General features: G+C 70.1%; 25 protein-coding genes and 1 pseudogene. 17 read left to right on the forward strand and 9 right to left on the reverse strand.

Annotated features, from left to right (window positions below; genetic code table 11):
* Positions 1-184: 184 nt before the first annotated feature.
* Positions 185-550 carry a hypothetical protein gene (locus ACFY1P_RS26260; RefSeq protein ID WP_361526846.1) on the forward strand — a complete coding sequence of 122 codons (366 nt, stop codon included), beginning with the start codon at positions 185-187 and terminating at the stop codon, positions 548-550.
* Between the two features lie 13 nt (positions 551-563).
* On the opposite strand, the gene ACFY1P_RS26265 is transcribed toward ACFY1P_RS26260, so the two are convergent.
* The 4 genes from ACFY1P_RS26265 to ACFY1P_RS26280 form a co-directional block, all read right to left on the reverse strand.
* Positions 564-812, reverse strand: a complete 249-nt coding sequence (locus ACFY1P_RS26265; protein WP_390752022.1) for a hypothetical protein — start codon at positions 810-812, stop codon at positions 564-566.
* Positions 809-1,093 carry a hypothetical protein gene (locus tag ACFY1P_RS26270; RefSeq protein WP_390752023.1) on the reverse strand — a complete coding sequence of 95 codons (285 nt, stop codon included), beginning with the start codon at positions 1,091-1,093 and terminating at the stop codon, positions 809-811. The genes ACFY1P_RS26265 and ACFY1P_RS26270 overlap by 4 nt, the downstream gene beginning before the upstream one ends.
* Before the next feature lie 100 nt (positions 1,094-1,193).
* On the reverse strand, positions 1,194-1,589 hold the full coding sequence (locus ACFY1P_RS26275; protein ID WP_390752024.1) for a DUF6247 family protein: 396 nt from the start codon (positions 1,587-1,589) through the stop codon (positions 1,194-1,196).
* The gene (locus ACFY1P_RS26280) at positions 1,586-1,810 is read right to left on the reverse strand and encodes a hypothetical protein (protein WP_390752025.1); all 225 of its coding nucleotides are present in this window, start codon (positions 1,808-1,810) and stop codon (positions 1,586-1,588) included. Before ACFY1P_RS26280 ends, ACFY1P_RS26275 begins: the two co-directional genes overlap by 4 nt.
* Positions 1,811-1,914: 104 nt before the next feature.
* Here ACFY1P_RS26280 and ACFY1P_RS26285 point away from each other — a divergent pair, with 104 nt between their 5' ends.
* From ACFY1P_RS26285 to ACFY1P_RS26305, 5 genes and pseudogenes are all read left to right on the forward strand, one after another.
* Positions 1,915-2,715 carry a Scr1 family TA system antitoxin-like transcriptional regulator gene (locus tag ACFY1P_RS26285; protein ID WP_390752026.1) on the forward strand — a complete coding sequence of 267 codons (801 nt, stop codon included), beginning with the start codon at positions 1,915-1,917 and terminating at the stop codon, positions 2,713-2,715.
* A complete protein-coding gene (locus ACFY1P_RS26290) occupies positions 2,712-2,891 on the forward strand; it encodes a DUF397 domain-containing protein (protein WP_390752027.1) in 180 nt (59 codons plus the stop codon). The genes ACFY1P_RS26285 and ACFY1P_RS26290 overlap by 4 nt, the downstream gene beginning before the upstream one ends.
* A 322-nt stretch (positions 2,892-3,213) precedes the next feature.
* Positions 3,214-3,843, forward strand: coding sequence for a hypothetical protein (locus ACFY1P_RS26295; RefSeq protein WP_390752028.1), 630 nt, complete (start codon positions 3,214-3,216; stop codon positions 3,841-3,843).
* Between the two features lie 53 nt (positions 3,844-3,896).
* Positions 3,897-4,202: pseudogene (locus ACFY1P_RS26300) on the forward strand (Uma2 family endonuclease); the annotation flags it as partial.
* Positions 4,203-4,298: 96 nt separating this feature from the next.
* On the forward strand, positions 4,299-4,574 hold the full coding sequence (locus ACFY1P_RS26305) for a DUF1876 domain-containing protein (protein ID WP_361526858.1): 276 nt from the start codon (positions 4,299-4,301) through the stop codon (positions 4,572-4,574).
* 21 nt (positions 4,575-4,595) lie between these two features.
* Here ACFY1P_RS26305 and ACFY1P_RS26310 read toward each other — a convergent pair whose 3' ends face one another.
* Both ACFY1P_RS26310 and ACFY1P_RS26315 read right to left on the reverse strand, forming a co-directional pair.
* Positions 4,596-5,216, reverse strand: coding sequence for a Uma2 family endonuclease (locus tag ACFY1P_RS26310; protein WP_390752029.1), 621 nt, complete (start codon positions 5,214-5,216; stop codon positions 4,596-4,598).
* 29 nt (positions 5,217-5,245) lie between these two features.
* The gene (locus tag ACFY1P_RS26315) at positions 5,246-6,433 is read right to left on the reverse strand and encodes a methyltransferase domain-containing protein (RefSeq protein WP_361526862.1); all 1,188 of its coding nucleotides are present in this window, start codon (positions 6,431-6,433) and stop codon (positions 5,246-5,248) included.
* Positions 6,434-6,539: 106 nt separating this feature from the next.
* Here ACFY1P_RS26315 and ACFY1P_RS26320 point away from each other — a divergent pair, with 106 nt between their 5' ends.
* From ACFY1P_RS26320 to groL, 3 genes are all read left to right on the forward strand, one after another.
* Entirely contained in the window at positions 6,540-7,394 is an 855-nt protein-coding gene (locus ACFY1P_RS26320) for a polysaccharide deacetylase family protein (RefSeq protein ID WP_361526864.1), read from the forward strand.
* A gap of 328 nt (positions 7,395-7,722) precedes the next feature.
* A complete protein-coding gene (gene groES / locus ACFY1P_RS26325; protein WP_215081936.1) occupies positions 7,723-8,031 on the forward strand; it encodes a co-chaperone GroES in 309 nt (102 codons plus the stop codon).
* A gap of 136 nt (positions 8,032-8,167) precedes the next feature.
* On the forward strand, positions 8,168-9,790 hold the full coding sequence (gene groL / locus ACFY1P_RS26330; RefSeq protein WP_361526866.1) for a chaperonin GroEL: 1,623 nt from the start codon (positions 8,168-8,170) through the stop codon (positions 9,788-9,790).
* A gap of 73 nt (positions 9,791-9,863) precedes the next feature.
* Here the strand turns inward: groL and ACFY1P_RS26335 are convergent, their stop codons facing one another.
* Positions 9,864-10,637, reverse strand: a complete 774-nt coding sequence (locus ACFY1P_RS26335; protein WP_361531084.1) for an SDR family oxidoreductase — start codon at positions 10,635-10,637, stop codon at positions 9,864-9,866.
* Positions 10,638-10,921: 284 nt separating this feature from the next.
* Between ACFY1P_RS26335 and ACFY1P_RS26340 the strand changes: the two genes are divergently transcribed.
* Positions 10,922-11,836 carry a LysR family transcriptional regulator gene (locus ACFY1P_RS26340; RefSeq protein ID WP_361531086.1) on the forward strand — a complete coding sequence of 305 codons (915 nt, stop codon included), beginning with the start codon at positions 10,922-10,924 and terminating at the stop codon, positions 11,834-11,836.
* 21 nt (positions 11,837-11,857) lie between these two features.
* Here ACFY1P_RS26340 and ACFY1P_RS26345 read toward each other — a convergent pair whose 3' ends face one another.
* Complete coding sequence (locus tag ACFY1P_RS26345) at positions 11,858-12,169, reverse strand: WhiB family transcriptional regulator (protein ID WP_361531089.1); 312 nt, start codon at positions 12,167-12,169, stop codon at positions 11,858-11,860.
* A 452-nt stretch (positions 12,170-12,621) separates the two neighbouring features.
* Here ACFY1P_RS26345 and ACFY1P_RS26350 point away from each other — a divergent pair, with 452 nt between their 5' ends.
* The 6 genes from ACFY1P_RS26350 to ACFY1P_RS26375 all read left to right on the forward strand — a co-directional run bounded on the left by ACFY1P_RS26350 (position 12,622) and on the right by ACFY1P_RS26375 (position 18,759).
* Positions 12,622-13,233 (forward strand): response regulator transcription factor, encoded by a 612-nt coding sequence (locus tag ACFY1P_RS26350; RefSeq protein ID WP_003948568.1) that lies wholly within the window; start codon positions 12,622-12,624, stop codon positions 13,231-13,233.
* A gap of 369 nt (positions 13,234-13,602) precedes the next feature.
* Complete coding sequence (locus ACFY1P_RS26355) at positions 13,603-14,205, forward strand: sigma-70 family RNA polymerase sigma factor (RefSeq protein WP_301886704.1); 603 nt, start codon at positions 13,603-13,605, stop codon at positions 14,203-14,205.
* Between the two features lie 142 nt (positions 14,206-14,347).
* Positions 14,348-15,850, forward strand: a complete 1,503-nt coding sequence (gene guaB, locus ACFY1P_RS26360; protein ID WP_361531092.1) for an IMP dehydrogenase — start codon at positions 14,348-14,350, stop codon at positions 15,848-15,850.
* 48 nt (positions 15,851-15,898) lie between these two features.
* On the forward strand, positions 15,899-16,159 hold the full coding sequence (locus tag ACFY1P_RS26365; protein WP_390752030.1) for a hypothetical protein: 261 nt from the start codon (positions 15,899-15,901) through the stop codon (positions 16,157-16,159).
* Between the two features lie 70 nt (positions 16,160-16,229).
* Positions 16,230-17,357, forward strand: coding sequence for a GuaB3 family IMP dehydrogenase-related protein (locus ACFY1P_RS26370; protein WP_116212340.1), 1,128 nt, complete (start codon positions 16,230-16,232; stop codon positions 17,355-17,357).
* Between the two features lie 247 nt (positions 17,358-17,604).
* On the forward strand, positions 17,605-18,759 hold the full coding sequence (locus ACFY1P_RS26375) for a rod shape-determining protein (protein WP_361531098.1): 1,155 nt from the start codon (positions 17,605-17,607) through the stop codon (positions 18,757-18,759).
* A gap of 39 nt (positions 18,760-18,798) precedes the next feature.
* Here ACFY1P_RS26375 and ACFY1P_RS26380 read toward each other — a convergent pair whose 3' ends face one another.
* Positions 18,799-20,070: a nucleotide sugar dehydrogenase gene (locus tag ACFY1P_RS26380; protein WP_361531101.1), complete on the reverse strand. Its 1,272-nt coding sequence runs from the start codon at positions 20,068-20,070 to the stop codon at positions 18,799-18,801.
* Between the two features lie 300 nt (positions 20,071-20,370).
* Between ACFY1P_RS26380 and ACFY1P_RS26385 the strand changes: the two genes are divergently transcribed.
* On the forward strand, positions 20,371-22,077 hold the full coding sequence (locus ACFY1P_RS26385; protein WP_361531104.1) for a glycerol-3-phosphate dehydrogenase/oxidase: 1,707 nt from the start codon (positions 20,371-20,373) through the stop codon (positions 22,075-22,077).
* The last annotated feature ends 191 nt before the right edge of the window (positions 22,078-22,268 follow it).

A 22,268-nucleotide genomic window follows, 5' to 3' on the forward strand; every position in this document is an offset into this window, starting at 1 on the left:
TCGAACTCCACGACGCCCTCGTCTCCCTGGCCTGCGGCCTCATCTGCTGGAGACGCCTCAACAACCGCAAACCATGATCCTGTTACGAGCTCTTAGCCGGTAGCGAGTTATCCACAGCCCTGCACGGGCCTCCGGGTGAACACTTATTCTGGAGACCGGGCAGGGCGACGGGGAGGAGCCGGACGTGAATTGGCTCTGGTGGGTATTGATCTTTTTCGGTGTCGGAGGCTTCACCAAGGCGGCCGACATGGGCCGCATGGCCCTGCGCACGCGCCACGAGCGCAAGCTTGAGCTCCTGGAGACCGAGCGCCGGCAGCACGAGGCACTCGAATCCGCGTCCAGGCCCCCGGAGCCGGTCTGCGGCTGCACCCACCACCTGGCCAAGCACGACAAAAAGGGCCGCTGCCACGAGTCGGTGGAGGTCCCGGTCGCCTGGGACGCGGAGAAGAAGCCGACGAGCTATGAGCGGGGCCAGTGCAATTGCCAGCAGTACATAGGCCCGCAGCCGCTGACGACGTTCTATGCGGAGGATCTGACGGATCTGGCGTGAGTGTCCGGGACCGCTACGGCAGGGGTACGAGCTTGACGACGGTCACGGTCACCACGGACATGCTGACCAGGTAGGTGATGAAGGCGATGCCGCCGATGGTCGCGTCGCGCCGGTCGCGGTCGCCCCGGACGGTGCTGGAACCGCAGCCGTAGGGGTCCTGGGCCAGGGAAGCCATCCCGTTCTCGAAGAGTTTGCGCCGTTCGGCGGTGAAGCTCCGGCGTCCGGCCGCGGCGTCGTCGGTGTAGGCGATGCGATACGTCAACCAGCGCTCCTGTACTCGTCCGACTCGTCGTCGAAGTGGACACCGGAGAAGTCCCCGGCCTTCAGGCGTGCGACCAGCGCCTCTTCGTCCGGGTCGTGTGCCTGCGGCGTCCGCAGGGCCCACCGGGCCAGCACGCCGGAGATCTCGTCCGCGCCGGCCTGCTCGGCCTCGTGCGCGAACTCCTCGCGCTGCTGCGCGGGCAGTGCCTCGCGGATGGCGTGGATGGTTCCGGGCAGCTCCACGGCCCGGCCGCCGATCGTTGTCGTGAACGTCTTCGCCATGCCTGCTCCCTGCGGTCTCCGATGCTTCGGGGTGGCCGCTTCCGACTATGCCCGCTGTGGGGTGCGGGGTGTGGTGAATGACGCAGGTTGCCGCGGCCGCTCACTCGTCGGCTGGCCCGCGAAGGAGCCCGGCCTCGGCGAACGCCTGGTCGAGGATGCAGCCGAGCTCGGAGGCCGCCGCCCAGGCTTCCGCGTCGGTATCGGCCCGTTCGGCCGTGGCTTCGAGGTGGTGAAATCTTGCCGCACGCTGCGGGTGCCGCGCGATGGCGACATACACCGCCCACTGGCCGACGAGCCGGCGCATCGGCCCTGCGTTACCCGTGCTGCGCGCTTCTCTCAGAGCTTCAGCGCGCTCGGTGTCGAAGGTCGTCAGCGAAGAGGGCATGACCTTGGCAACGGCAGCCCGCAGGTCTTCCGGAGTGTTGGCAGGCTGCGGGATCAGCGGGGTGTCAGGCCCATCCGTCGCCTCGTGGCCGTCCGTCGGGCCGGTGGTCATACAAGCCTCCGGCGGTTGTTGATCTCCGACACCTGCGCGCGCAGGTAGGCGCGGAGCGTCGTGGTCTGAGCGGAGGCAGCGGGGCAGCTCCACTCCTGGCCCCCTCCGGGCTGGCGTAGCCGCACGAAGGCGAAGTCACGTGTGTGGCCGATGACTTGGCCGACCGCTCCGGTCCTGCTGTCGATGACGTATGCCCCACGCGGCGGAATTTCTCTGTTCACGCTACCTAGGGTTACGGGGCGTGGCTAGCCTCGTAAGTGACGATTGCGGGACGTGCGTCGCGCGTACCGTTCAGGCACTGGGAAGGGCGGGCGCGTTGACGGGTATGAGTTCTCTGCCGCCGATCAACTGGCGCTATTGCGGTAACCAGATGAAGCTCTGGCGGGCTCTGGCAGGGGTGTCCCGGGAGGACTTGGCCAAGGAGGCCAACTACGGCGCCGAGACCGTCAAATCGATGGAGCAGGGGAGGCGTCGGCCCACGCTGCGCCTGCTTCAGGTGGCCGACGAAATGTGCGGAGCGAACGGCCTGCTGCTGGCGTCGCACGCCTATCTGGGGCCGGAGAAGTCCGACAGGTTGACGCACGACTTCATGCTGTACGAGGCCGAGGCGATCGCCATCAGCTCCTTTCAGCCGCAGCTCATCCCCGGACTGCTCCAGACCGAGGAGACGGCGCGTGCGCTGCTCGAAGGTACCTGGCCGCCGGTGGACGACAAGACGATCGAGGACCGAATCGTGGCTCGGCTGGCTCGCCAGAAGTTGCTGGAGAGGCTGGGTACGTCCTTCGAGTTCGTCATCGGTGAGGTGGCCGTGCGCTACCCCGTCGGCAGCATGGATGCTCACAAGCGCCAGCTTCAGCGCCTCCTGGACGTGGGGGAGCAGCGCAACGTGACCGTTCAGGTCCTGCCTGCCGGCGGTGCTCACGTCGGACTCAACGGGCCGCTTGTCTTGCTGGAGACGGCCGAACATGATCGACTCGGCTTCGAGGAAGGTCAGACGGTGGCCTTGCTGTATGCGGAAGCCGAAAAAATCAACATCGCGGTCAAACGCCATGCGTTGATCGGTCGGTTGGCTCTCAGCCCCAAGGAATCTGCGTGCTACATCAGGAAGTTGATGGAGGAGCTATGAGTGATGCGATGCTGTGGCTGAAGTCCAGCTACAGCGACACGGAAAGCGAATGCGTAGAGGTCGCCGCCCGCCCGCACGTCGTCCACGTCCGGGACTCGAAGCGAATACCCGGGCCCCAGCTGGTCACCCCGGCAACCGCCTGGGCCGAATTCGTCGCGTACGCGGCGACCACTTGAGCTCCGGGGGCCCAGGGGTCGGCCCCCGGTTTCGGGAAGGGGCGGGGAGGGGAGAAAAAGCCGCCTCACCCCCCGGCCGAGACTTGAGCTCCGGGATCCGGGGTCCGGACCCCGAGCCCTGTCTTAAAGGAATGGACGGCGGGTATCACCCGCCCACCCACCCTCTCTCCAACCCCCGCGCACACCACACGAGTTAACTTCCAGTGGTCGGGTTGCGACGGCTCGTCGCCACGCTCTAGCGTTCGCAGCGACAAAGCGACCCCGGCAGGTGTTAGCAGCACCGAACCGGGGTCTGACCCACAAGATCACCAAGGCTGATCTCATGGCTTACGCCAACTCTAGTGGCGCCGCGCGCCCCACGCACGTGCACCCGCAAGCCACTCCCGGCTACGGCAAGCGGAGCGCTCCCGAACAGGAGCCCCGCCGCGCGGGCGACTTCGCACATCTGCCCGCCCGCGAGGCCCTGATCGCCGCGTTTGTCGACCGCTTGCCCGAGGGTGCGGCCATGGACGCGAAGACTCTGGCGGCGAACATCCCCGCGTACGGCCAGGCCGCGTGCCGTACGGCCATCCGCCGCCTCGCGGAGGCGGGTCACCTGCGGATGGTGAAGGAGCACCGCAAGGGTGACGGCGGCAGCATGCACTGGGTGACGCGGACGTACTTCTCGCGCACGGCGCGGGGCGACGCGTGGTGGGAGGCGTTCCTGAGGGGAGACGTCGTCCCGGAGGCGCGCCACGAGCCACCGGCGCGCTCGGAGGCGTACGACGCGCTCGCGTCCCTGGGCCGCACCGACCCCCGGATGACGCTGTCGGCGGCGACTGCCGCGAGCTGGAGGAACTGGCCACGGAGTGGCTGGCGAGAGGCGCGTCGCCGAAGGACCTCGTACGCGAACTCACGGCGGGGCTGCCCCCGGTGGTGCACTTCGCGCGCGGCATGGCCCGTACGCGCCTGACCGACAAGATGCCACCGGAAAGGGTGGAGTTGGCGCCCGCCGACGCGGTCATACGGCTCCTCGCTGGACAAGGAGAGTGGGCCGATCCCGATGGTGTTCTGATGACTGTCGAGGTGACTTCACATGACTCGGACACCGATCGCCGTGACCGGAAGGAGAAGCGCGACGGCTATGCCGCCGTCGGCATCCCGGTGTACCTCCTCGTCGACCGCGACGAGTGCATGGTGACCGTCTACAGCGAGCCCATGAACGGGAAGTACCTCAGCCGGAAGTCGCATCCGTACGGCGAGACCGTCACGCTCCCCGACCCGGTCGGCATCACCTTGGCGACAGAGGAGCTCAAGGACTACACCCACTGAACCGCGAAGTCCCGTTCGGCCCATGGCCCCGTGCGCGCCCCGCACCCGCGTGTCAGCGTGGTGGGACCGCACCGGCGCGCGCAAGGAGGTCCACCCGTGAGCGGCAACAAGGTCTGGACTGTCGAGGTCAGCATCAAGGAACACGACCACGTGGTCACCGCCGAGGCCCGCCTCACGGGCAGGGCCCCGGGCCCGATGGTCGGCGACGGCACCGCGCACTGCCACCCCGCCGACGAGAACGTCCCGGCGATCGGCGACGAACTGGCGGCCTCCCGCGCTCTGCACCACCTGTCCAGCCAGCTGCTGGACATCACGATCAAGGACATCCAGGCCCACACCCGCGAACGCGTGCACGGCATCAGCGACGAGTGATCCCGCGCCGGGGCTTGAGCCTCAGCTTTCCAGCAGGAACGCGGTGTCCAACGCGGGGTAGGGGTCCGGGAGGTGGACCTTGCCGCCGATCTCGGTGGTCGTGGTCGTCCGGTAGTGGCTGAGAGCGGGGTTGTCCACGTCGGGTACGGGCTCGGAGTGCACGTACACCCGGTTCGTCTGGCGGTGAACGACGACATAGACCGGCACTCCGCCGGCGGCGTAGCTGCGGTACTTGGGGCCCGTGTCCGACTCATGGTTGGTCGAGGTGACTTCGCCGACGAGGGCGAGCAGGTCGATGGGGTACCAGCCCCGGTGAGCCCGGCGGTAGGCCTCGTCCACCTCGGTGGGCTTGCGTCGCTTCACGTAGAAATCGGGGATGAGCAACGAGCGGGTGCGCTCGCCTTTCAAGCCGAGCCGGAAGCCATTGCCGTATCCCGCTTGCCGAATGCCCGCTGAGCGCAATTGGAAGTAAAGCTCTGCCGCACTGTCGTTGTGGTTATCGTCCGGCTGCGGTGGCACGACCACCATCCCCTCGATGCACTCGGGCCGGACAGGCACATCGAATGCCTTCTCGACCGCGATCAACAGATCGATGGGGTCCTGCGGCTTCTTCACCGGTTCGGTGACGGGATCGGCGGTCATCGCTGTCCTCCCTTGTCGCTGTTGCCAGGCTACGCCTGGACCGGGTGCCCCAGCAGCATTGTCGGAGCCCCCGCCACGCGCGTAAGTACGATCACACAGGAGTTCACCCCTTCGAGTTTCAGCTTCTTGCGCAGTTCCTCCGGCTCCACCGCCGAGCCCCGCTTCTTGATGACCGCGACGCCGATCTCCCGTTCGCGCACCAGCTTTTTGAGGTGCTTGAGGTTGAAGGGGAGCACGTCGGTGATCTCGTAGGGCGTCGCGTACGGCGTCGGGCGGAGTTCGTCGCTCGTCACGTAGGCGATCGTCTCGTCGATCAGGCCGCCGGCGAGGTCTTCCGCGACCTCGGCGACGAGGTGGGCGCGGATGACGGCGCCGTCCGGTTCGTAGAGGTAGCGGCCGACCGGGCGGACCGCGGGGTCGGCCAGGCCGCGGCCGGTGAGGGTCGCGCCCGAGGGGAGCAGCGTCGAGCGGTGGGTGCCGGGCGCCGTGCCGAACCACAGCACCGCTTCCTTGACGTCGCCCCCGTCCGAGATCCACTCGGCCTCCGCCTCGTCGGGGATCGCCTCGTGCGGGATGCCGGGCGCGATCTTCAGCGCGGCGCGCGGGGCGGAGAGGGCGGCCCGGACGGCCCAGGACAGCGGGGGTGAGTACGCCTCCGGGTCGAAGATCCGGCCGCGTCCGCCCCGGCGCGCGGGGTCGACGAAGACGGCGTCGTACGCGGCGGTGTCGATCTCCGTGACGTCCGCGCAGCGCACCTCGATGAGGTCGGCCAGGCCGAGCGCCTCCGCGTTGGCGACCGCGACCGCGCAGGTCAGCGGGTCACGGTCGACGGCGAGGACCCGTACGCCCGCGCGGGCCAGCGCGAGCGCGTCGCCGCCGATGCCGCAGCAGAGGTCGGCCACGGAGCGGACGCCGAGCGCGGCGAAGCGGGCGGCGCGGTACTCCGCCACGGTCCGGCGCGTCGACTGCTCGACGCCGTTGGGCGTGAAGAACATGCGGTACGCGTCCTCCGCCCCGAACTTCGCGACGGCCCGCTGCCGCAGCCGCGCCTGCCCGATCGCCGCGGAGACCAGCTCGGCCGGGTGCTCGCGGCGCAGCCGGGTGGCGGTGGCCAGCTCCTGGGCGGGGTCGTAATCGCGGAGCTCGTCCAGGAGGCGCCGCCCTTCGTCGGTGAGGAGAGCGGCGAAGGCTTCGGTCGGCTGGTTCGGTGCGGGCACGGTTTCATTCTTTCCCCAGCCCCGCTCCTTTCCGTAATCGGGCTCCGGGGAGCGGCAGGGCCCACCCGCCTCGCTTCACTCGAACGAGTGAACAAGAATCGGAAGGGTGAGCTCCTCCATATCCGGCCCCCGGGTCGCCGCCATCGCCCTGCTGCTCGCCGGACTCGTCTCCGGGTGTTCCGGATCGTCGTCCGGCCCGGGGAAGCCCGCGCCGTCGGCCACCGGTCGTACGGAAGCGCCCTCGGCCTCGCCCTCCACCGACACCGGCGCGTACCGCCGCTGGGGGCTGGACGCGCCCCTCGCGGCGCCGCCCGCGCCGCCCGCGGCGAAGGTGACGGACGGGATGAAGCCGGGGGAGAAGCCCAAGGTCGTGCGGCGGGTGGACACCAAGGACAAGGTCGTCTTCCTGACCTTCGACGACGGGGCGGAGAAGGACCCGGAGTTCGTGAAGATGACGAAGGACCTGAAGCTGCCCTTCACGATGTTCCTGACGGACGACATCGCCCGCGCGGGCCGCGGCTACGGCTACTTCGAGCAGCTGCGGGGCGATGCCGGCCACCCGAACACCATCGAGAACCACACCCTCTCCCACCCCAACCTGCGCACCCTCTCGCCCGACGCGCAGCGGCACGAGATATGCGGGCAGCAGGACCGGCTGGAGAAGCGGACCGGGGTCAAGCCGCCGCTGTTCCGCCCGCCGTACGGCAATTACAACGACGCGACACTCACGGCGGCCGGCAGCTGCGGGGTGAAGGCGGTCGTGCTGTGGGAGGCGACGATGCAGATCAACGACATGCGCTACGCCGAGGGCGACAAGCTGCGCCCCGGCGACATCGTCCTCGCGCACTTCCGCGGTCCGCAGGAACTCAAGGGCACCTCGATGACCAAGATGGTGACGAACATGCTGCGCAGCATCCAGAAGCAGGGCTACACGGTGGCCCGCCTGGAGGACTACGTCTGAGTGAGGGGCGCGGCTCCGTCGCTGACTGCGGCGTATCGAGCCCGTCCGGCGATTGAGGACAACCGCCGCGAAGCGGTGGTGCGGGTGACGATTACGGCCGACGGCCCAGGGGAAGATCCACCCCCACGCCACGGCGCGCGCCGCAGGCGAATTGGCACTCCGCTTGACCGAGTGCTAACCGCGTCATAGTCTCGCTTCCGTTGGCACTCTCCACCCGGGAGTGCCAAACACAGCGACGGGCAGATCCGGCACCCGCGACGACGGATCCGACCTGGTCGCCACCTCAGACAGTTAACCCCGTGAGATCTCCGAAGGGGGAGGTCGGATCGTGACGACCGCCAGCTCCAAGGTTGCCATCAAGCCGCTCGAGGACCGCATCGTGGTCCAGCCGCTCGACGCCGAGCAGACCACGGCCTCTGGCCTGGTCATCCCGGACACCGCGAAGGAGAAGCCCCAGGAGGGCGTCGTCCTGGCCGTGGGTCCGGGTCGCTTCGAGGACGGCAACCGTCTTCCGCTCGACGTGACCGTCGGCGACGTCGTGCTCTACAGCAAGTACGGCGGCACCGAGGTGAAGTACAACGGCGACGAGTACCTCGTCCTCTCGGCCCGCGACGTCCTCGCGATCGTCGAGAAGTAATTCACCCGAAGTTTTTTGATCTGCGCCCCGTGCTCCCGCTCTTCACCGGCCGGGCGCCCGGGGCGCAGTTCGTTTGAAGCGATAGCCGGTCACTGACGCGTGGCCGAGGATCGCAACGAGAGGACTTGAAGCAACCATGGCGAAGATCCTGAAGTTCGACGAGGACGCCCGTCGCGCCCTCGAGCGCGGCGTCAACAAGCTGGCCGACACGGTCAAGGTGACGATCGGCCCCAAGGGCCGCAACGTCGTCATCGACAAGAAGTTCGGTGCCCCGACGATCACCAACGACGGTGTCACCATCGCCCGCGAGGTCGAGCTCGACGACCCCTACGAGAACCTTGGCGCCCAGCTCGTCAAGGAGGTGGCGACCAAGACCAACGACATCGCGGGTGACGGCACCACCACCGCGACCGTCCTGGCCCAGGCGCTGGTCCGCGAGGGTCTGCGCAACGTCGCCGCCGGTGCTTCCCCGGCCTCCCTGAAGAAGGGCATCGACGCCGCGGTCAAGGCCGTCTCCGAGGAGCTCCTCGCGACCGCCCGTCCGATCGACGACAAGTCCGACATCGCCGCCGTGGCCGCGCTCTCCGCGCAGGACAAGCAGGTCGGCGAGCTCATCGCCGAGGCGATGGACAAGGTCGGCAAGGACGGTGTCATCACCGTCGAGGAGTCCAACACCTTCGGCCTGGAGCTGGACTTCACCGAGGGCATGGCCTTCGACAAGGGCTACCTCTCGCCCTACATGGTCAGCGACCAGGAGCGCATGGAGGCCGTCCTCGACGACCCGTACATCCTGATCCACCAGGGCAAGATCTCCTCGATCCAGGACCTGCTGCCGCTGCTGGAGAAGGTCATCCAGGCCGGCGCCAGCAAGCCGCTGCTGATCATCGCCGAGGACGTCGAGGGCGAGGCGCTCTCCACCCTCGTCGTCAACAAGATCCGTGGCACCTTCAACGCCGTCGCCGTCAAGGCGCCCGGCTTCGGTGACCGCCGCAAGGCGATGCTCGGCGACATGGCCACCCTCACCGGTGCCACCGTCATCGCCGAGGAGGTCGGCCTCAAGCTCGACCAGGCCGGTCTGGACGTGCTGGGCACCGCCCGCCGCGTGACCGTCACCAAGGACGACACCACCATCGTCGACGGTGGCGGCAGCTCCGAGGACGTCCTCGGCCGCGTCAACCAGATCAAGGCCGAGATCGAGGCCACGGACTCCGACTGGGACCGCGAGAAGCTCCAGGAGCGCCTCGCCAAGCTCGCCGGTGGCGTCTGCGTCATCCGCGTGGGCGCGGCCACCGAGGTCGAGCTCAAGGAGAAGAAGCACCGTCTGGAGGACGCCATCTCCGCGACCCGCGCCGCGGTCGAGGAGGGCATCGTCTCCGGTGGTGGCTCCGCTCTGGTCCACGCCGTCAAGGTGCTCGAGGGCAACCTCGGCAAGGAGGGCGACGAGGCCACCGGTGTCGCCGTGGTCCGCCGCGCCGCCGTCGAGCCGCTGCGCTGGATCGCCGAGAACGCCGGCCTCGAGGGCTACGTCATCACCTCCAAGGTCGCCGAGCTCGACAAGGGCCAGGGCTTCAACGCCGCGACGGGCGAGTACGGCGACCTGGTGAAGGCCGGCGTCATCGACCCGGTCAAGGTCACCCGCTCCGCGCTGGAGAACGCCGCGTCCATCGCGTCGCTGCTGCTCACGACCGAGACCCTGGTCGTCGAGAAGCCGGCCGACGAGGAGCCCGAGGCCGGTCACGGCCACGGTCACTCGCACTGACGCCACGCGCATCGCACGGCCGCGGCCCGGCACCCCTTCCCAGGGGTGCCGGGCCGCGGCCGTTGCCGGCCGGTCACTTGGGGCCGTACCTGCGGCCCGTCGTGGACGACGCCCGGCTCACGGCGCCGCGCGGCGCCAGCCGCATCAGACCCGTGAGCGCCTTGTAGCGCGGGTCCGGCACGGAGAGGGTCTTGCCGTGCGCGAGGTCCCGCAGCGCCGCCGCGACCAGCTTGTCCGCGTCCAGCCACAGCCAGCCGGGGACGTTCTCCGTGCCCATCCCGGCCCGCTGGTGGAACTCCGTACGCACGAAACCGGGGCACAGGGCCATCAGCCGCACGCCCGTACCCGCCAGGTCCCGGGCCACGCCCTGGGTGAACTGCACCACCCACGACTTGCTCGCGCCGTACGTGCCGCGCGGGGTGAAGGCGGCCACCGACGCGACGTTGATGACAGCACCCCGCCGGCGCTCCCGCATCCCCTCGGCCGCCGCCGAGGTCAGCCGCAGCACCGCCTCGCAGTGCACCTTGAGCATCCGCAGCTCGTCGGCCATCGGCACTTCGAGGTACGCGCCCTTGTTGCCGAAACCGGCGTTGTTGACCAGCAGATGCACCGGGCGCGCGGCGTCGCGGAGCCGGGCCTCGACGGCCTCGATGCCCTTGTCCTCGGCGAGGTCGGCGGGGAGGACCTCGACCTCCACGCCGTGCCGGTCGTGGAGGTCGGTCGCCTGCTCGTGCAGGCGCTCCTCGTTGCGGGCGACGAGGACCAGGTCGTGGCCGTCGGCCGCGAGCTTGCGCGCGAAGGCGGCGCCGATCCCGGCGGTCGCTCCTGTGATCAATACAGTCGTCATACAGGCACGTTAGAGCCCGGGGACGCCCCGCGGCGGTGCGCTGTCCGCTTTTCGCCGGTCTCCGATCGGGCTCACCCGGCCGCCGCGTGCGCGAGCGCCTTCTCGTGGATCCCGGCGGGCAGCCCGTCACCAGCTGCCGAAACGCCGGGCGGCAGGTCCCTTCCGAGGGCGGGGGCGGTCACCCGAGGTCCACGGGGAGCAGGTCATGGGGAAGCCCGGCGACGTCGCTCAAAGTAGTGAACCGATATTTACGATCGCCCCCAAGGTGGGCTTATGCTCGAAGAATGATCGAGGCTCGTCATCTGAGGGTGCTGCGCGCGGTGGCCGCCACCGGATCCTTCTCGGCCGCGGCCCGCGAGCTGGGGTGCACCCAGCCCGCCGTCAGCCAGCAGATGAAGGCCCTGGAGCAGTCCACGGGCACCCCGCTGCTGATCCGCACCGGACGCGAGATGCGCCTCACCCAGGCCGGCGAGGCGCTGGTCCGGCACGCCTCCGGGATCCTGGCCGGGCTGACCGCGGCCGAGGAGGAGATCGCCGCGATCGCCGGCCTGCGGGCGGGGCGGGTGCGGATGGTGTCCTTCCCCAGCGGCAGCTCGACGCTGGTCCCGGGCGCGCTCGCGCGGATGCGCGCCGCGCACCCCGGCACCCGGATCTCGCTGGTGGAGGCGGAGCCGCCGCGCTCGGTGGAGATGCTGCGCGACGGCGACTGCGAGATCGCGCTGGCCTTCCGCTATCCCGAGGTGCGCGGTGCGGACCCGGCCGCGGCCGCGGAGTGGGACGACCTGGTCGTACGGCCGCTGCTCACCGACCGCCTCATCGGCGTGGTGCCGGAGGGCCACCGGCTGGCCGGGGCGGACCGGATCGGGATCACGGAGCTCGCCGGGGAGCCCTGGATCGCGGGCTGCCCGCGCTGCCGCAAGCATCTGGTGGAGGTCTGCGAGGGCGCCGGGTTCACCCCCCGGATCGACTTCGCGACGGACGACTACCCGGCGGTGTTCGGGCTCGTCGGTGCGGGGCTCGGGGTCGCGGTGATGCCGGAGCTGGCGCTGGAGTCCGTACGCCCCAAGGGTGCGCGCACCGTGCCGGTCGAGCCGGTGGTGCAGCGCGAGATCGTGGCCCTCACGCTGCCGGACCTGGCGCGGGTGCCGGCGGTGGCGGCGATGCTCGACCAGCTGGCGACGGCGGCCGGGCGCTCGTAGCGGAGGGCGGTCCGGAGGCGCTCAGGCGCTGGTGGGGGTCACGGCGATGACCCGGTGCCGCGCGCGGCCCATCAGCTCCTCGCGCTCGTCCTCGGTGAGGCCGCCCCAGACGCCGTAGGGCTCCCGCACGGCCAGGGCGTGGGCCGCGCACTCCGCCCGCACGGGACAGCGCATGCACACCTCCTTCGCCGAGGTCTCGCGCGCGCTGCGGGCCGCGCCGCGCTCGCCCTCGGGGTGGAAGAACAGCGAGCTGTCGACCCCGCGGCACGCCGCCAGGAGCTGCCAGTCCCACAGGTCGGCGTTGGGACCGGGAAGGCGGGAGAAATCTGCCATGGCTATCCCCTCGAAGCGATCCGCCGGGGCGATCCGCCGGAGGATCCGGCGGAAGCGGCCCGGCACGAGCGATCTGATGCGGACGCACTGCCTGTGCCGTCTACGTCTGCCGTGGAAGCAGATGTAAATATGACTGATTGCGAATCTAGTCATAGACACCGGCAAATGGGAAGAAAGACTGGTCTGCCTGGGCAAATGGGGCATAGCTTGTGCGCCGCGAAGGGCGCCCCCAATGCGCCCTGCTCCGTGTCCGAGCCCTCACGTAGAGTGCCGAACGTGGCCGACCGAGCCCGTAACTCTTTCGGGTGACCGTCGTTGAGAGGGCGGAGGCGGTTGACGGATGAAGCAGTCGGGCAGATGTCCGAGCCTGCCGGAGAGCGTCGATCGCACAGGTGACGATCAGTACCAGCCTGGAGGCTCAAGGTGACGCGCATCAGCTGCGGAGGACGGCCATGACATCCGTCCTCGTCTGCGACGATTCCCCGCTTGCCCGAGAGGCGCTCCGCCGTGCGGTGGCGACCGTGCCCGGCGTCGAGCGTGTGACGACGGCGGCCAACGGCGAGGAAGTCCTCCGCCGCTGGGGCGCCGATCGTTCGGACCTCATTCTGATGGACGTACGGATGCCCGGACTCGGGGGTGTCGAGACGGTCCGCCGGCTGCTCTCCGCGGACCCCGGCGCACGCATCATCATGCTCACGGTCGCCGAGGACCTCGACGGCGTCGCGCTCGCGGTCGCCGCCGGGGCGCGTGGCTATCTGCACAAGGACGCCTCGCGCGCGGAGTTGCGGGCCACCGTGACGCAGGCGCTCGCCGACCCGACCTGGCGGCTCGCCCCCCGGCGGCTGCGCTCGGCCGAGATGGGTGCCGCGCCCACCCTCACCGCGCGCGAGATCCAGGTGCTGGAGGGGATGAGCCACGGCCGTTCCAACGCGGAGATCGGCCGTGAGCTGTTTCTCTCGGAGGACACCGTGAAGACCCACGCCCGGCGGCTCTTCAAGAAGTTGGGCGCCTCGGACCGGGCCCACGCCGTGGCCCTCGGCTTCCGCTGGGGCCTGGTCCGCTGAGCCGGGAGTGGCGCGCAGCGCCGTGAGGTCGCGGTGCGCGCCACCCGGGTGGGTGACCGTGCCGTGACCTCATCGCGCGGCCGTCCAGCGCCGAAACTCCGAGGGATGCCGCATCCTTGGAGTGTGACCCCTCCCCGGCCGGAGGCCGAGGCTTCTCACTCGGCCGGCAATGACCCCATGACGGACAAGCCCTGTCCTGTGCCGCGCGCTACCGGCACAAGCTATCGGTGGAGTCGTGAGGGCGGGGGCGGGTATACCCGGAAGGGGGAGACGCGAGACGTGAGTACGAGGACACCTACGCGTAACGGTTCGATGCACGACTATGAAGGCGGTGCCGTGGATCGCTTGGCGTCAAGGCACCATGGACCGATGCGCGACGACGACACGACGGGGTCACCCGCGGCTGCCGCCCCCGGGGAGATCGGCGCACTCGTGACCCTCGCCGTGGAGGGGGACCGGCGGGCCACGCACGATCTGCTCGCGCTGGTGCACCCCCTCGCGCTGCGCTACTGCCGCACCCGCCTCTCGCGGCTGCCGGGCGACGCCCGGCACTTCGTGGACGACCTGGCGCAGGAGGTCTGCCTCGCGGTGCTCTGCGCGCTGCCGCGCTACCGCGACACCGGCCGCCCCTTCGAGGCGTTCGTCGTGGCCATCGCCGCGCACAAGGTCGCCGATCTCCAGCGCGCCGCCATGCGCCACCCGGGCAGCACGGCGGTGCCCTCCGACGAGATGCCGGAGCAGCCGGACGACTCCCTGGGCCCCGAGGAGCGGGCGCTGCTCAGCAGCGACGCCGAGTGGGCCAAGAAACTCCTGGCCAATCTCCCGGAGAACCAGCGCGAGCTGGTGCTGCTGCGCGTCGCCATCGGCATGACCGCGGAGGAGACGGGGCAGATGCTGGGCATGTCCCCGGGCGCGGTGCGGGTCGCCCAGCACCGCGCGCTGAGCAGGCTGCGGGCGCTCGCCGAGCAGTGACGGAAGGGGCTCCGAACCGCTCGGTACCCCCTCTTCGTAGGAATATCCAAGTGATGCGGGACTCAGTCGTCGTGGAATGGGACACCTGTGACGGCCGTTAGCATGGGAGTCCGCGCTGGGGCAAGACCATTGGGAAGGTGTCATGACTGACAACGTCGACGGAATGCCCGGGAAATTCGCGATGCTCGGTCTGACATACGACGACGTCCTGCTGCTGCCGGGCGCCTCAGAGGTCCTGCCGAACGGCGTCGACACCTCCTCCCGGGTCTCGCGCAACGTCCGGGTGAACATCCCGCTGCTGTCCGCGGCGATGGATAAGGTGACCGAGGCGCGCATGGCCATCGCCATGGCCCGCCAGGGCGGCGCCGGTGTCCTGCACCGCAATCTCTCCATCGAGGACCAGGCCAACCAGGTCGACCTGGTCAAGCGCTCCGAGTCCGGCATGGTCACCGACCCGATCACGGTCCGCCCGGACGCCACGCTGGCCGAGGCGGACGCGCTGTGTGCGAAGTTCCGCATCAGCGGTGTGCCGGTCACCGACCCGGCGGGCAAGCTGCTCGGCATCGTCACCAACCGCGACATGGCCTTCGAGCTGGACCGCGGCCGCCAGGTGCGCGAGGTCATGACCCCGATGCCGCTGGTCACGGGCAAGGTCGGGATCTCCGGCGAGGACGCCATCGAGCTGCTCCGCCGCCACAAGATCGAGAAGCTGCCGCTGGTCGACGACGCCGGTGTGCTCAAGGGCCTCATCACGGTCAAGGACTTCGTCAAGGCCGAGAAGTACCCCAACGCCGCGAAGGACTCCGAGGGCCGCCTGGTCGTCGGTGCCGCCGTCGGCGTCGGCGACGAGGCGTACGAGCGCGCGCAGGCGCTGGTCGAGGCCGGTGCCGACTTCCTGGTCGTCGACAGCGCCCACGGCCACAGCCGCGGCATCCTCGACATGATCGCCAAGGTCAAGTCCAACATCAACGTCGATGTCGTCGGCGGCAACGTCGCCACGCGTGACGGCGCCCAGGCGCTGATCGACGCGGGCGTGGACGGCGTCAAGGTCGGCGTCGGCCCGGGCTCGATCTGCACCACCCGCGTCGTCGCCGGCATCGGCGTCCCCCAGGTCACCGCGATCTACGAGGCCGCGAAGGCGTGCCACGCGGCGGGCGTCCCGCTGATCGGTGACGGCGGCCTGCAGTTCTCGGGCGACATCGCCAAGGCGATCGCCGCCGGCGCGGACACGGTGATGCTCGGCTCGCTGCTCGCGGGCTGCGAGGAGTCGCCGGGCGAGATGGTCTTCATCAACGGCAAGCAGTTCAAGTCGTACCGCGGCATGGGCTCGCTGGGCGCGATGCAGTCGCGCGGCCAGGCCCGCTCGTACTCCAAGGACCGCTACTTCCAGGACAACGTCCTCTCCGAGGACAAGCTCGTCCCCGAGGGCATCGAGGGCCAGGTGCCCTACCGCGGCCCGCTGTCCTCGGTCGCCCACCAGCTCATCGGCGGCCTGCGCGCCTCCATGGGCTACGTCGGCTCGGCGAACGTCCAGGAGCTCAAGGACAAGGGCACGTTCGTCCGCATCACGGCGGCGGGCCTCAAGGAGAGTCACCCGCACGACATCCAGATGACGACCGAGGCGCCGAACTACTCGCGGCGCTGAGTCGGTACGCTTGAGGCGCCTGATCGAGGGGGTCGGATGTTGTGCGGAGTGAGTTTCAGCGAGCGCGCGGCTCAAATCCGCGACAGTTTGCCCGAGGACCGCAAGGCGTCGCTGGAGCGGGGCCTCAAGAAGCTTGCGGACGATCCGCGGCCGAAGATCTCGGTCCCGATCTCAAGCGACGAGAACACGCGGTCTCTGGCGCTCACCCAGAACATCGCGATCGAGTACGTGATCAGTGACGGTCTGCTGATCGTCATCGTGGTCCACGTGGTGGATTCCACGCAGGTGCTCCTCGAAGACGAAGAGTAAGTACGGGATGCGCCCCCATCCTCCCCGGTCGGGGATACTGGGGGCGTAACCGTAGGGAAAGGCCACACACGTGACTGAGATCGAGATCGGGCGCGGCAAGCGCGGCCGCCGGGCGTACGCATTCGACGACATCGCCGTCGTCCCGAGTCGCCGTACCCGCGACCCGAAGGAGGTCTCGATCGCCTGGCAGATCGACGCCTACCGCTTCGAGCTGCCGTTCCTGGCCGCGCCCATGGACTCGGTCGTCTCGCCCGAGACCGCCATCCGCATCGGCGAGCTGGGCGGCCTGGGCGTGCTCAACCTCGAGGGCCTGTGGACCCGCTACGAGGACCCGGAGCCGCTGCTCGCCGAGATCGCCGAGCTGGACGAGACCGCCGCGACCCGGCGCCTCCAGGAGATCTACGCGGCTCCCATCAAGGAGGAGCTGATCGGGCAGCGCATCAAGGAGGTCCGCGACTCCGGTGTCGTGACCGCCGCCGCGCTCTCCCCGCAGCGCACCGCGCAGTTCTCCAAGGCCGTCGTCGACGCCGGCGTGGACATCTTCGTGATCCGCGGCACGACCGTCTCCGCCGAGCACGTCTCCGGCGCCGCCGAGCCGCTGAACCTCAAGCAGTTCATCTACGAGCTCGACGTCCCGGTCATCGTCGGCGGCTGCGCCACGTACACCGCGGCGCTGCACCTGATGCGCACGGGCGCGGCGGGCGTCCTCGTCGGCTTCGGCGGCGGCGCGGCCCACACCACCCGTAACGTCCTGGGCATCCAGGTCCCGATGGCGACCGCGGTCGCCGACGTGGCCGCCGCCCGCCGGGACTACATGGACGAGTCCGGCGGCCGCTACGTCCACGTCATCGCCGACGGCGGCGTGGGCTGGTCCGGCGACCTGCCCAAGGCCATCGCCTGCGGTGCGGACGCCGTGATGATGGGCTCCCCGCTCGCCCGCGCCACCGACGCGCCGGGCCGCGGTTTCCACTGGGGCATGGAGGCCGTCCACGAGGACGTGCCGCGCGGCAAGCGCATGAACCTGGGCACGGTCGGCAGCACCGAGGAGATCCTCACCGGTCCCTCGCACACGCCGGACGGGTCGATGAACATGTTCGGCGCGCTGCGCCGTGCCATGGCCACCACGGGCTACAGCGAGCTCAAGGAGTTCCAGCGGGTCGAGGTGACGGTCGCGCCGTCGCAGCACGACAACCGCTGACCTTCAGCAGGGCGGAAGGGCCCGGACCGCTTCGGCGGTCCGGGCCCTTCGTCGTTTCGCCGTCGGCAGGTCGTTTGCGGGAACCGCTGATGCCGGGGGTGACTCATGGGGAGTGTGACCTCTTGTGCGAAAGAGCAGGACAAGAGGGAGCGGGCGCCGCGACAGTGCGGTCACCGCTGTCACCGACAGCGAGCGGCCCGCTGTGAACTCCGTATAAAAGTTCGACTCTAAGGAATAATGGCACCTTATGGCGCAAAGCAAGTCGTTCAGCGGCAGGGACATGGGGATCGACCTCGGCACGGCGAACACGCTGGTGTACGTGCGGGGTAAGGGGGTTGTGCTCAACGAACCATCAGTTGTCGCCGTCAACGCCGAGGACGGCAGCGTGCTGTCGGTCGGTACGGAGGCCAAGGAGACCATCGGCCGCACCCCCTCGAACATCGTCGCCGTCCGCCCGCTGCGCGACGGCGTCATAGCCGACTTCGAGATAGCCGAGCGGATGATGCGGCACTTCATCAAGAAGGTGCTGGGCAACCGCCGTTTCACGCGTCCGCGCGTCGTGGTGTGCGTGCCGTCCGGCATCACGGGTGTCGAGCGGCGCGCGGTCATCGAGGCCGCGTCCCGGGCCGGCGCCCGCCAGGTGCACCTGGTGGAGGAGCCGATGGCGGCGGCGATCGGCGCGGGGCTGCCGGTCAGCGAGCCGACCGGCTGCATGGTCGTCGACATCGGCGGCGGCACCACCGAGGTCGCGGTGATCTCGCTGGGCGGCATCGTCACGGCCCGCTCCGTGCGCACCGCCGGGGACGCGATGGACACGGCGATCACGTCGTACGTGAAGAAGCAGTTCGCCCTCGCGATCGGTGAACGCACCGCCGAGGAAATCAAGATGAGCATCGGCTCGGCCTCGCCCACGGGCTCCTGGACCGCCGCCGGGCTCACCGCGCTCGCCAAGCAGCTGGAGAAGAACGACGGTCTGGAGGACGTCGGCGGCGACCCCGAGGAGACGCAGGGCCTGCTGCCGCCGGACCGCTTCACCATTCGCGGTCGCGATCAGGTCAGTGGTCTGCCGAAGACGCTGGAGCTGACGGCCGACGAGATCCGGCACGCGCTGGCCGAGCCCGTGGACGCCATCGTCATGGCGGTCCGCCAGACCCTGGACGAGACGCCGCCGGAGCTCGCGGGCGACATCATGGACCGCGGCATCGTCCTCACCGGTGGCGGCGCGCTGCTGCGGGGCCTGGACGTGCGGCTGAGCAAGGAGCTCGACATCCCGGTCATCGTCGCCGACGAGCCGCTGGACTGCGTCGCGATCGGCACGGGGCGCTGTGTGGAGGACTTCGCGTCGCTGAAGACGGTCCTGGACGCGCAGCCGAACCGGCTGCTGGGCACGGGCCGGCTGTAGCCGGGCAGCGGCGGCCGCCCGCCGCGCTCCGGTGGGCTCTCACAGCCGGTGGGCGGCCCCGGCCGGCGTCGCCCCCCGGGTGTCCAGCAGGAGCTGCGCCTTCACCGCCAACCCCTGGAGGTCATAGGTGCGGTGGTGCTGGAGGAGCACCGTCAGGTCCGCCTCCGACGCGGCCTCGTAGAGGCAGTCCGCGCGCGGCACGGGCTGCCCGAGCACGCGCCACTGCGCGACGTGCGGGTCGTGATAGCTGAGCTGGGCGCCCAGTTCGATCAGCCGGGCGCCGATCTCGCGGGCGGGCGAGCCCTCCTGGTCGGCGATGTCCGCCTTGTAGCTGACGCCGAGCAGCAGGACGCGCGCGCCGCGCGCGGACTTGCCGTGTTCGTTGAGGAGCGTGGCACAGCGCTGGATGACGTAGCGCGGCATCCGCCCGTTGACCTCCTGCGCGAGTTCGACCATGCGCAGGGGATAGCCGAGGCTGCGGCCTTTGTAGGAGAGGTAGTTGGGGTCCACGGGCACGCCGTGGCCGCCGACGCCGGGGCCCGGGCGGAACGGCTGGAAGCCGAAGGGCTTGGTCTCGGCGCACCGCACGACGTCCCACATGTCGACGCCGATGTCGTGGCAGAAGACGGCCATCTCGTTCGCGAGTGCGATGTTGACGTGCCGGTAGTTGGTCTCCAGTACCCGCACGGTCTCCGCCTCGCGCGGTCCGCGCGCGCGGACGATCTTCTCGCAGATCCGCCCGTAGAAGGTGGCGGCGGCCTCTGTGCAGGCCGGGGTGAGCCCGCCCAGCACTTTGGGGATGGTGGTGTAGCTGTGGCGGCGGTTGCCGGGGTCGGCGCGGCTGGGGGAGTACGCCAGGTGGAAGTCGCGCCCGGCGCACAGACCGGAGCCGGCCTCCAGCAAGGGAAGCAGGTATTCCTCTGTGGCTCCTGGGTAGACGGCTGACTCCAGGAGCACCGTGGTGTGCGGGCGCAGCCGCGCCGCGAGCGTACGGGCCGCGTCCCCGACGGGCGTCAGGTCCAGCGCCCGGTCCTCGCCCAGCCGGGTGGGGGCACAGATCACGGCCGTACGGACCCTGCCCAGCTCGGCGTCCGCGGTCGTCGGCCGGAAGCCGGCGGCGAGCATCCGGCGGACGTCGGCGGCGGTGAGGGTGCCGTCGACGCCCTCCGAGGGCAGCCGCCCGGCGCGGAGCTCGGCGACCGTGTAGGGGTCGGGGTCGTAGCCGATGGTGGCGATGCCGGCGGCGGTGGCTGCCCGGACCAGAGGGAGGCCGAGGGGGCCCAGACCGATGACGGCGAGATCTGCGGGCATGGCGAGGCGGTCCTTCCCGGAGGGCCGGTCCTTGGACGACCTGGAGGGCGTACATCAGGTTAAGCGGATATATGACTGTTATGAGGGATTGCGGCGCCGTGGCTCGCGCCCGTGTGGTTCCGGCACGGCCGGAGCGGGCGATCTGAGGCAGCATCGAAGGAGAGCGGGTCCCCGCCCCCACGGCGGGCCCTCCGGACGGCAGTGACACGAGGTGGGATCAGAGCTCGGTGTACGGCCGCGACCCGGACGGGAGCGCGGCTGAAGTGAACGGCAGTGACAGCGGTCGAGCGGGAGGCAGCGGTGAGGACAGCGACACTCGGGCCGGGCGAACGCGGCGAGGCGCTCGCCCGGATGGCGGAGCGGGAACTGGACATCCTGGTGGTCGGCGCCGGAGTCGTGGGCGCGGGCACCGCGCTGGACGCGGCGACCCGCGGTCTGTCGACGGGGCTCGTCGAGGCGCGCGACTGGGCGGCGGGCACCTCCAGCCGCTCCAGCAAGCTCATCCACGGCGGCCTGCGCTATCTGGAGATGCTCGACTTCGCCCTCGTGCGCGAGGCGCTCAAGGAGCGCGGGCTCCTGCTGCAACGCCTCGCGCCGCACCTGGTCAAGCCCGTCCCCTTCCTCTATCCCCTCCAGCACCGCGGCTGGGAGCGCTTCTACGCGGGTTCGGGCGTCGCCCTCTACGACGCCATGTCCCTCTCCTCCGGCCACGGCCGCGGCCTGCCCACCCACCGCCACCTCACCCGCAAGCGCGCGCTGCGGGTCGCGCCGTGCCTGCGGAAGGACGCCCTCGTCGGCGCGCTGCAGTATTACGACGCCCAGATGGACGACGCCCGCTACGTCACCACCCTCGTGCGCACGGCGGCGGCCTACGGCGCCGACGTGGCCAACCGGGCGCGCGTGGTGGGATTCCTGCGCGAGGGTGAACGGGTCGTCGGCGCCCGGGTGCACGATCTGGAGCAGGGCGGCGAGTTCGAGATCCGGGCCCGGCAGATCGTCAACGCCACGGGTGTGTGGACCGACGACACCCAGAAGCTGATCGCCGAGCGCGGCCAGTTCCACGTACGGGCGTCCAAGGGCATCCACCTGGTCGTGCCCAAGGACCGCATCCACTCCAGCACGGGCCTGATCCTCCGTACGGAGAAGAGCGTGCTCTTCGTGATCCCCTGGGGCCGGCACTGGATCATCGGCACGACCGACACCGACTGGGACCTGGACAAGGCGCACCCGGCGGCGTCCAGCGCCGACATCGACTATCTGCTGGAGCACGTCAACTCCGTGCTCGCGACGCCGCTCACCCGCGACGACGTGCAGGGCGTCTACGCCGGGCTGCGGCCGCTGCTGGCGGGGGAGTCGGACGCCACGAGCAAGCTCTCCCGCGAGCACACGGTGGCACACCCGGTGCCGGGGCTGGTGGTCGTCGCGGGCGGGAAGTACACGACCTACCGGGTGATGGCCAAGGACGCCGTGGACGAGGCGGTGCACGGGCTCACGCAGCGGGTGGCCGAGTGCGTCACGGAGGACGTGCCGCTGGTGGGCGCCGAGGGCTACCGCGCGCTGTGGAACGGCCGCGCGCAGCTCGCCCGGCGCACCGGGCTGCACGTGGCCCGCGTCGAGCACCTGCTCAACCGGTACGGCTCGATGGTGAACGAGGTGCTGGACCTCGTCATGTCCGACCCGACCCTGGGCGACCCGCTCACCGGGGCCGACGACTACCTCCGGGCGGAGGTCGTCTACGCCGCCTCGCACGAGGGCGCGCGCCACCTGGACGACGTCCTGACGCGCCGTACCCGCATCTCCATCGAGACCTTCGACCGCGGCACCCGCTCCGCGCGCGAGGCCGCCGAGCTGATGGCGCCCGTGCTGGGCTGGGACCACACGCAGGTCGAGAAGGAGGTCGAGCGGTACGAGAAGCGGGTGGAGGCGGAGCGCGAATCGCAGCTGCAGCCGGACGACCTGACGGCGGACGCGGCGCGGCTGGGCGCGCCGGACGTCCAGCCGATCTGATGAGCCGGTTCAAGCGGAACCGGCCGTCTTCGTGTGGGTGAGCTCGTCTTCGTGTGAGTGAGCGGGGAGTGTCCTTGTTGACGCGATAACTGAGGGGGCATCGCCTACCGATCCGCACATACGGTCCGTTAACAGGGCACGCATGAGCATCCCGTGACAGCCCGGCCGGTCCGGGAACCGCTCCGGCCGAA

Origin of the sequence: Streptomyces sp. NPDC001407, from assembly GCF_042895325.1 — a bacterium.
Classification (GTDB): domain Bacteria; phylum Actinomycetota; class Actinomycetes; order Streptomycetales; family Streptomycetaceae; genus Streptomyces.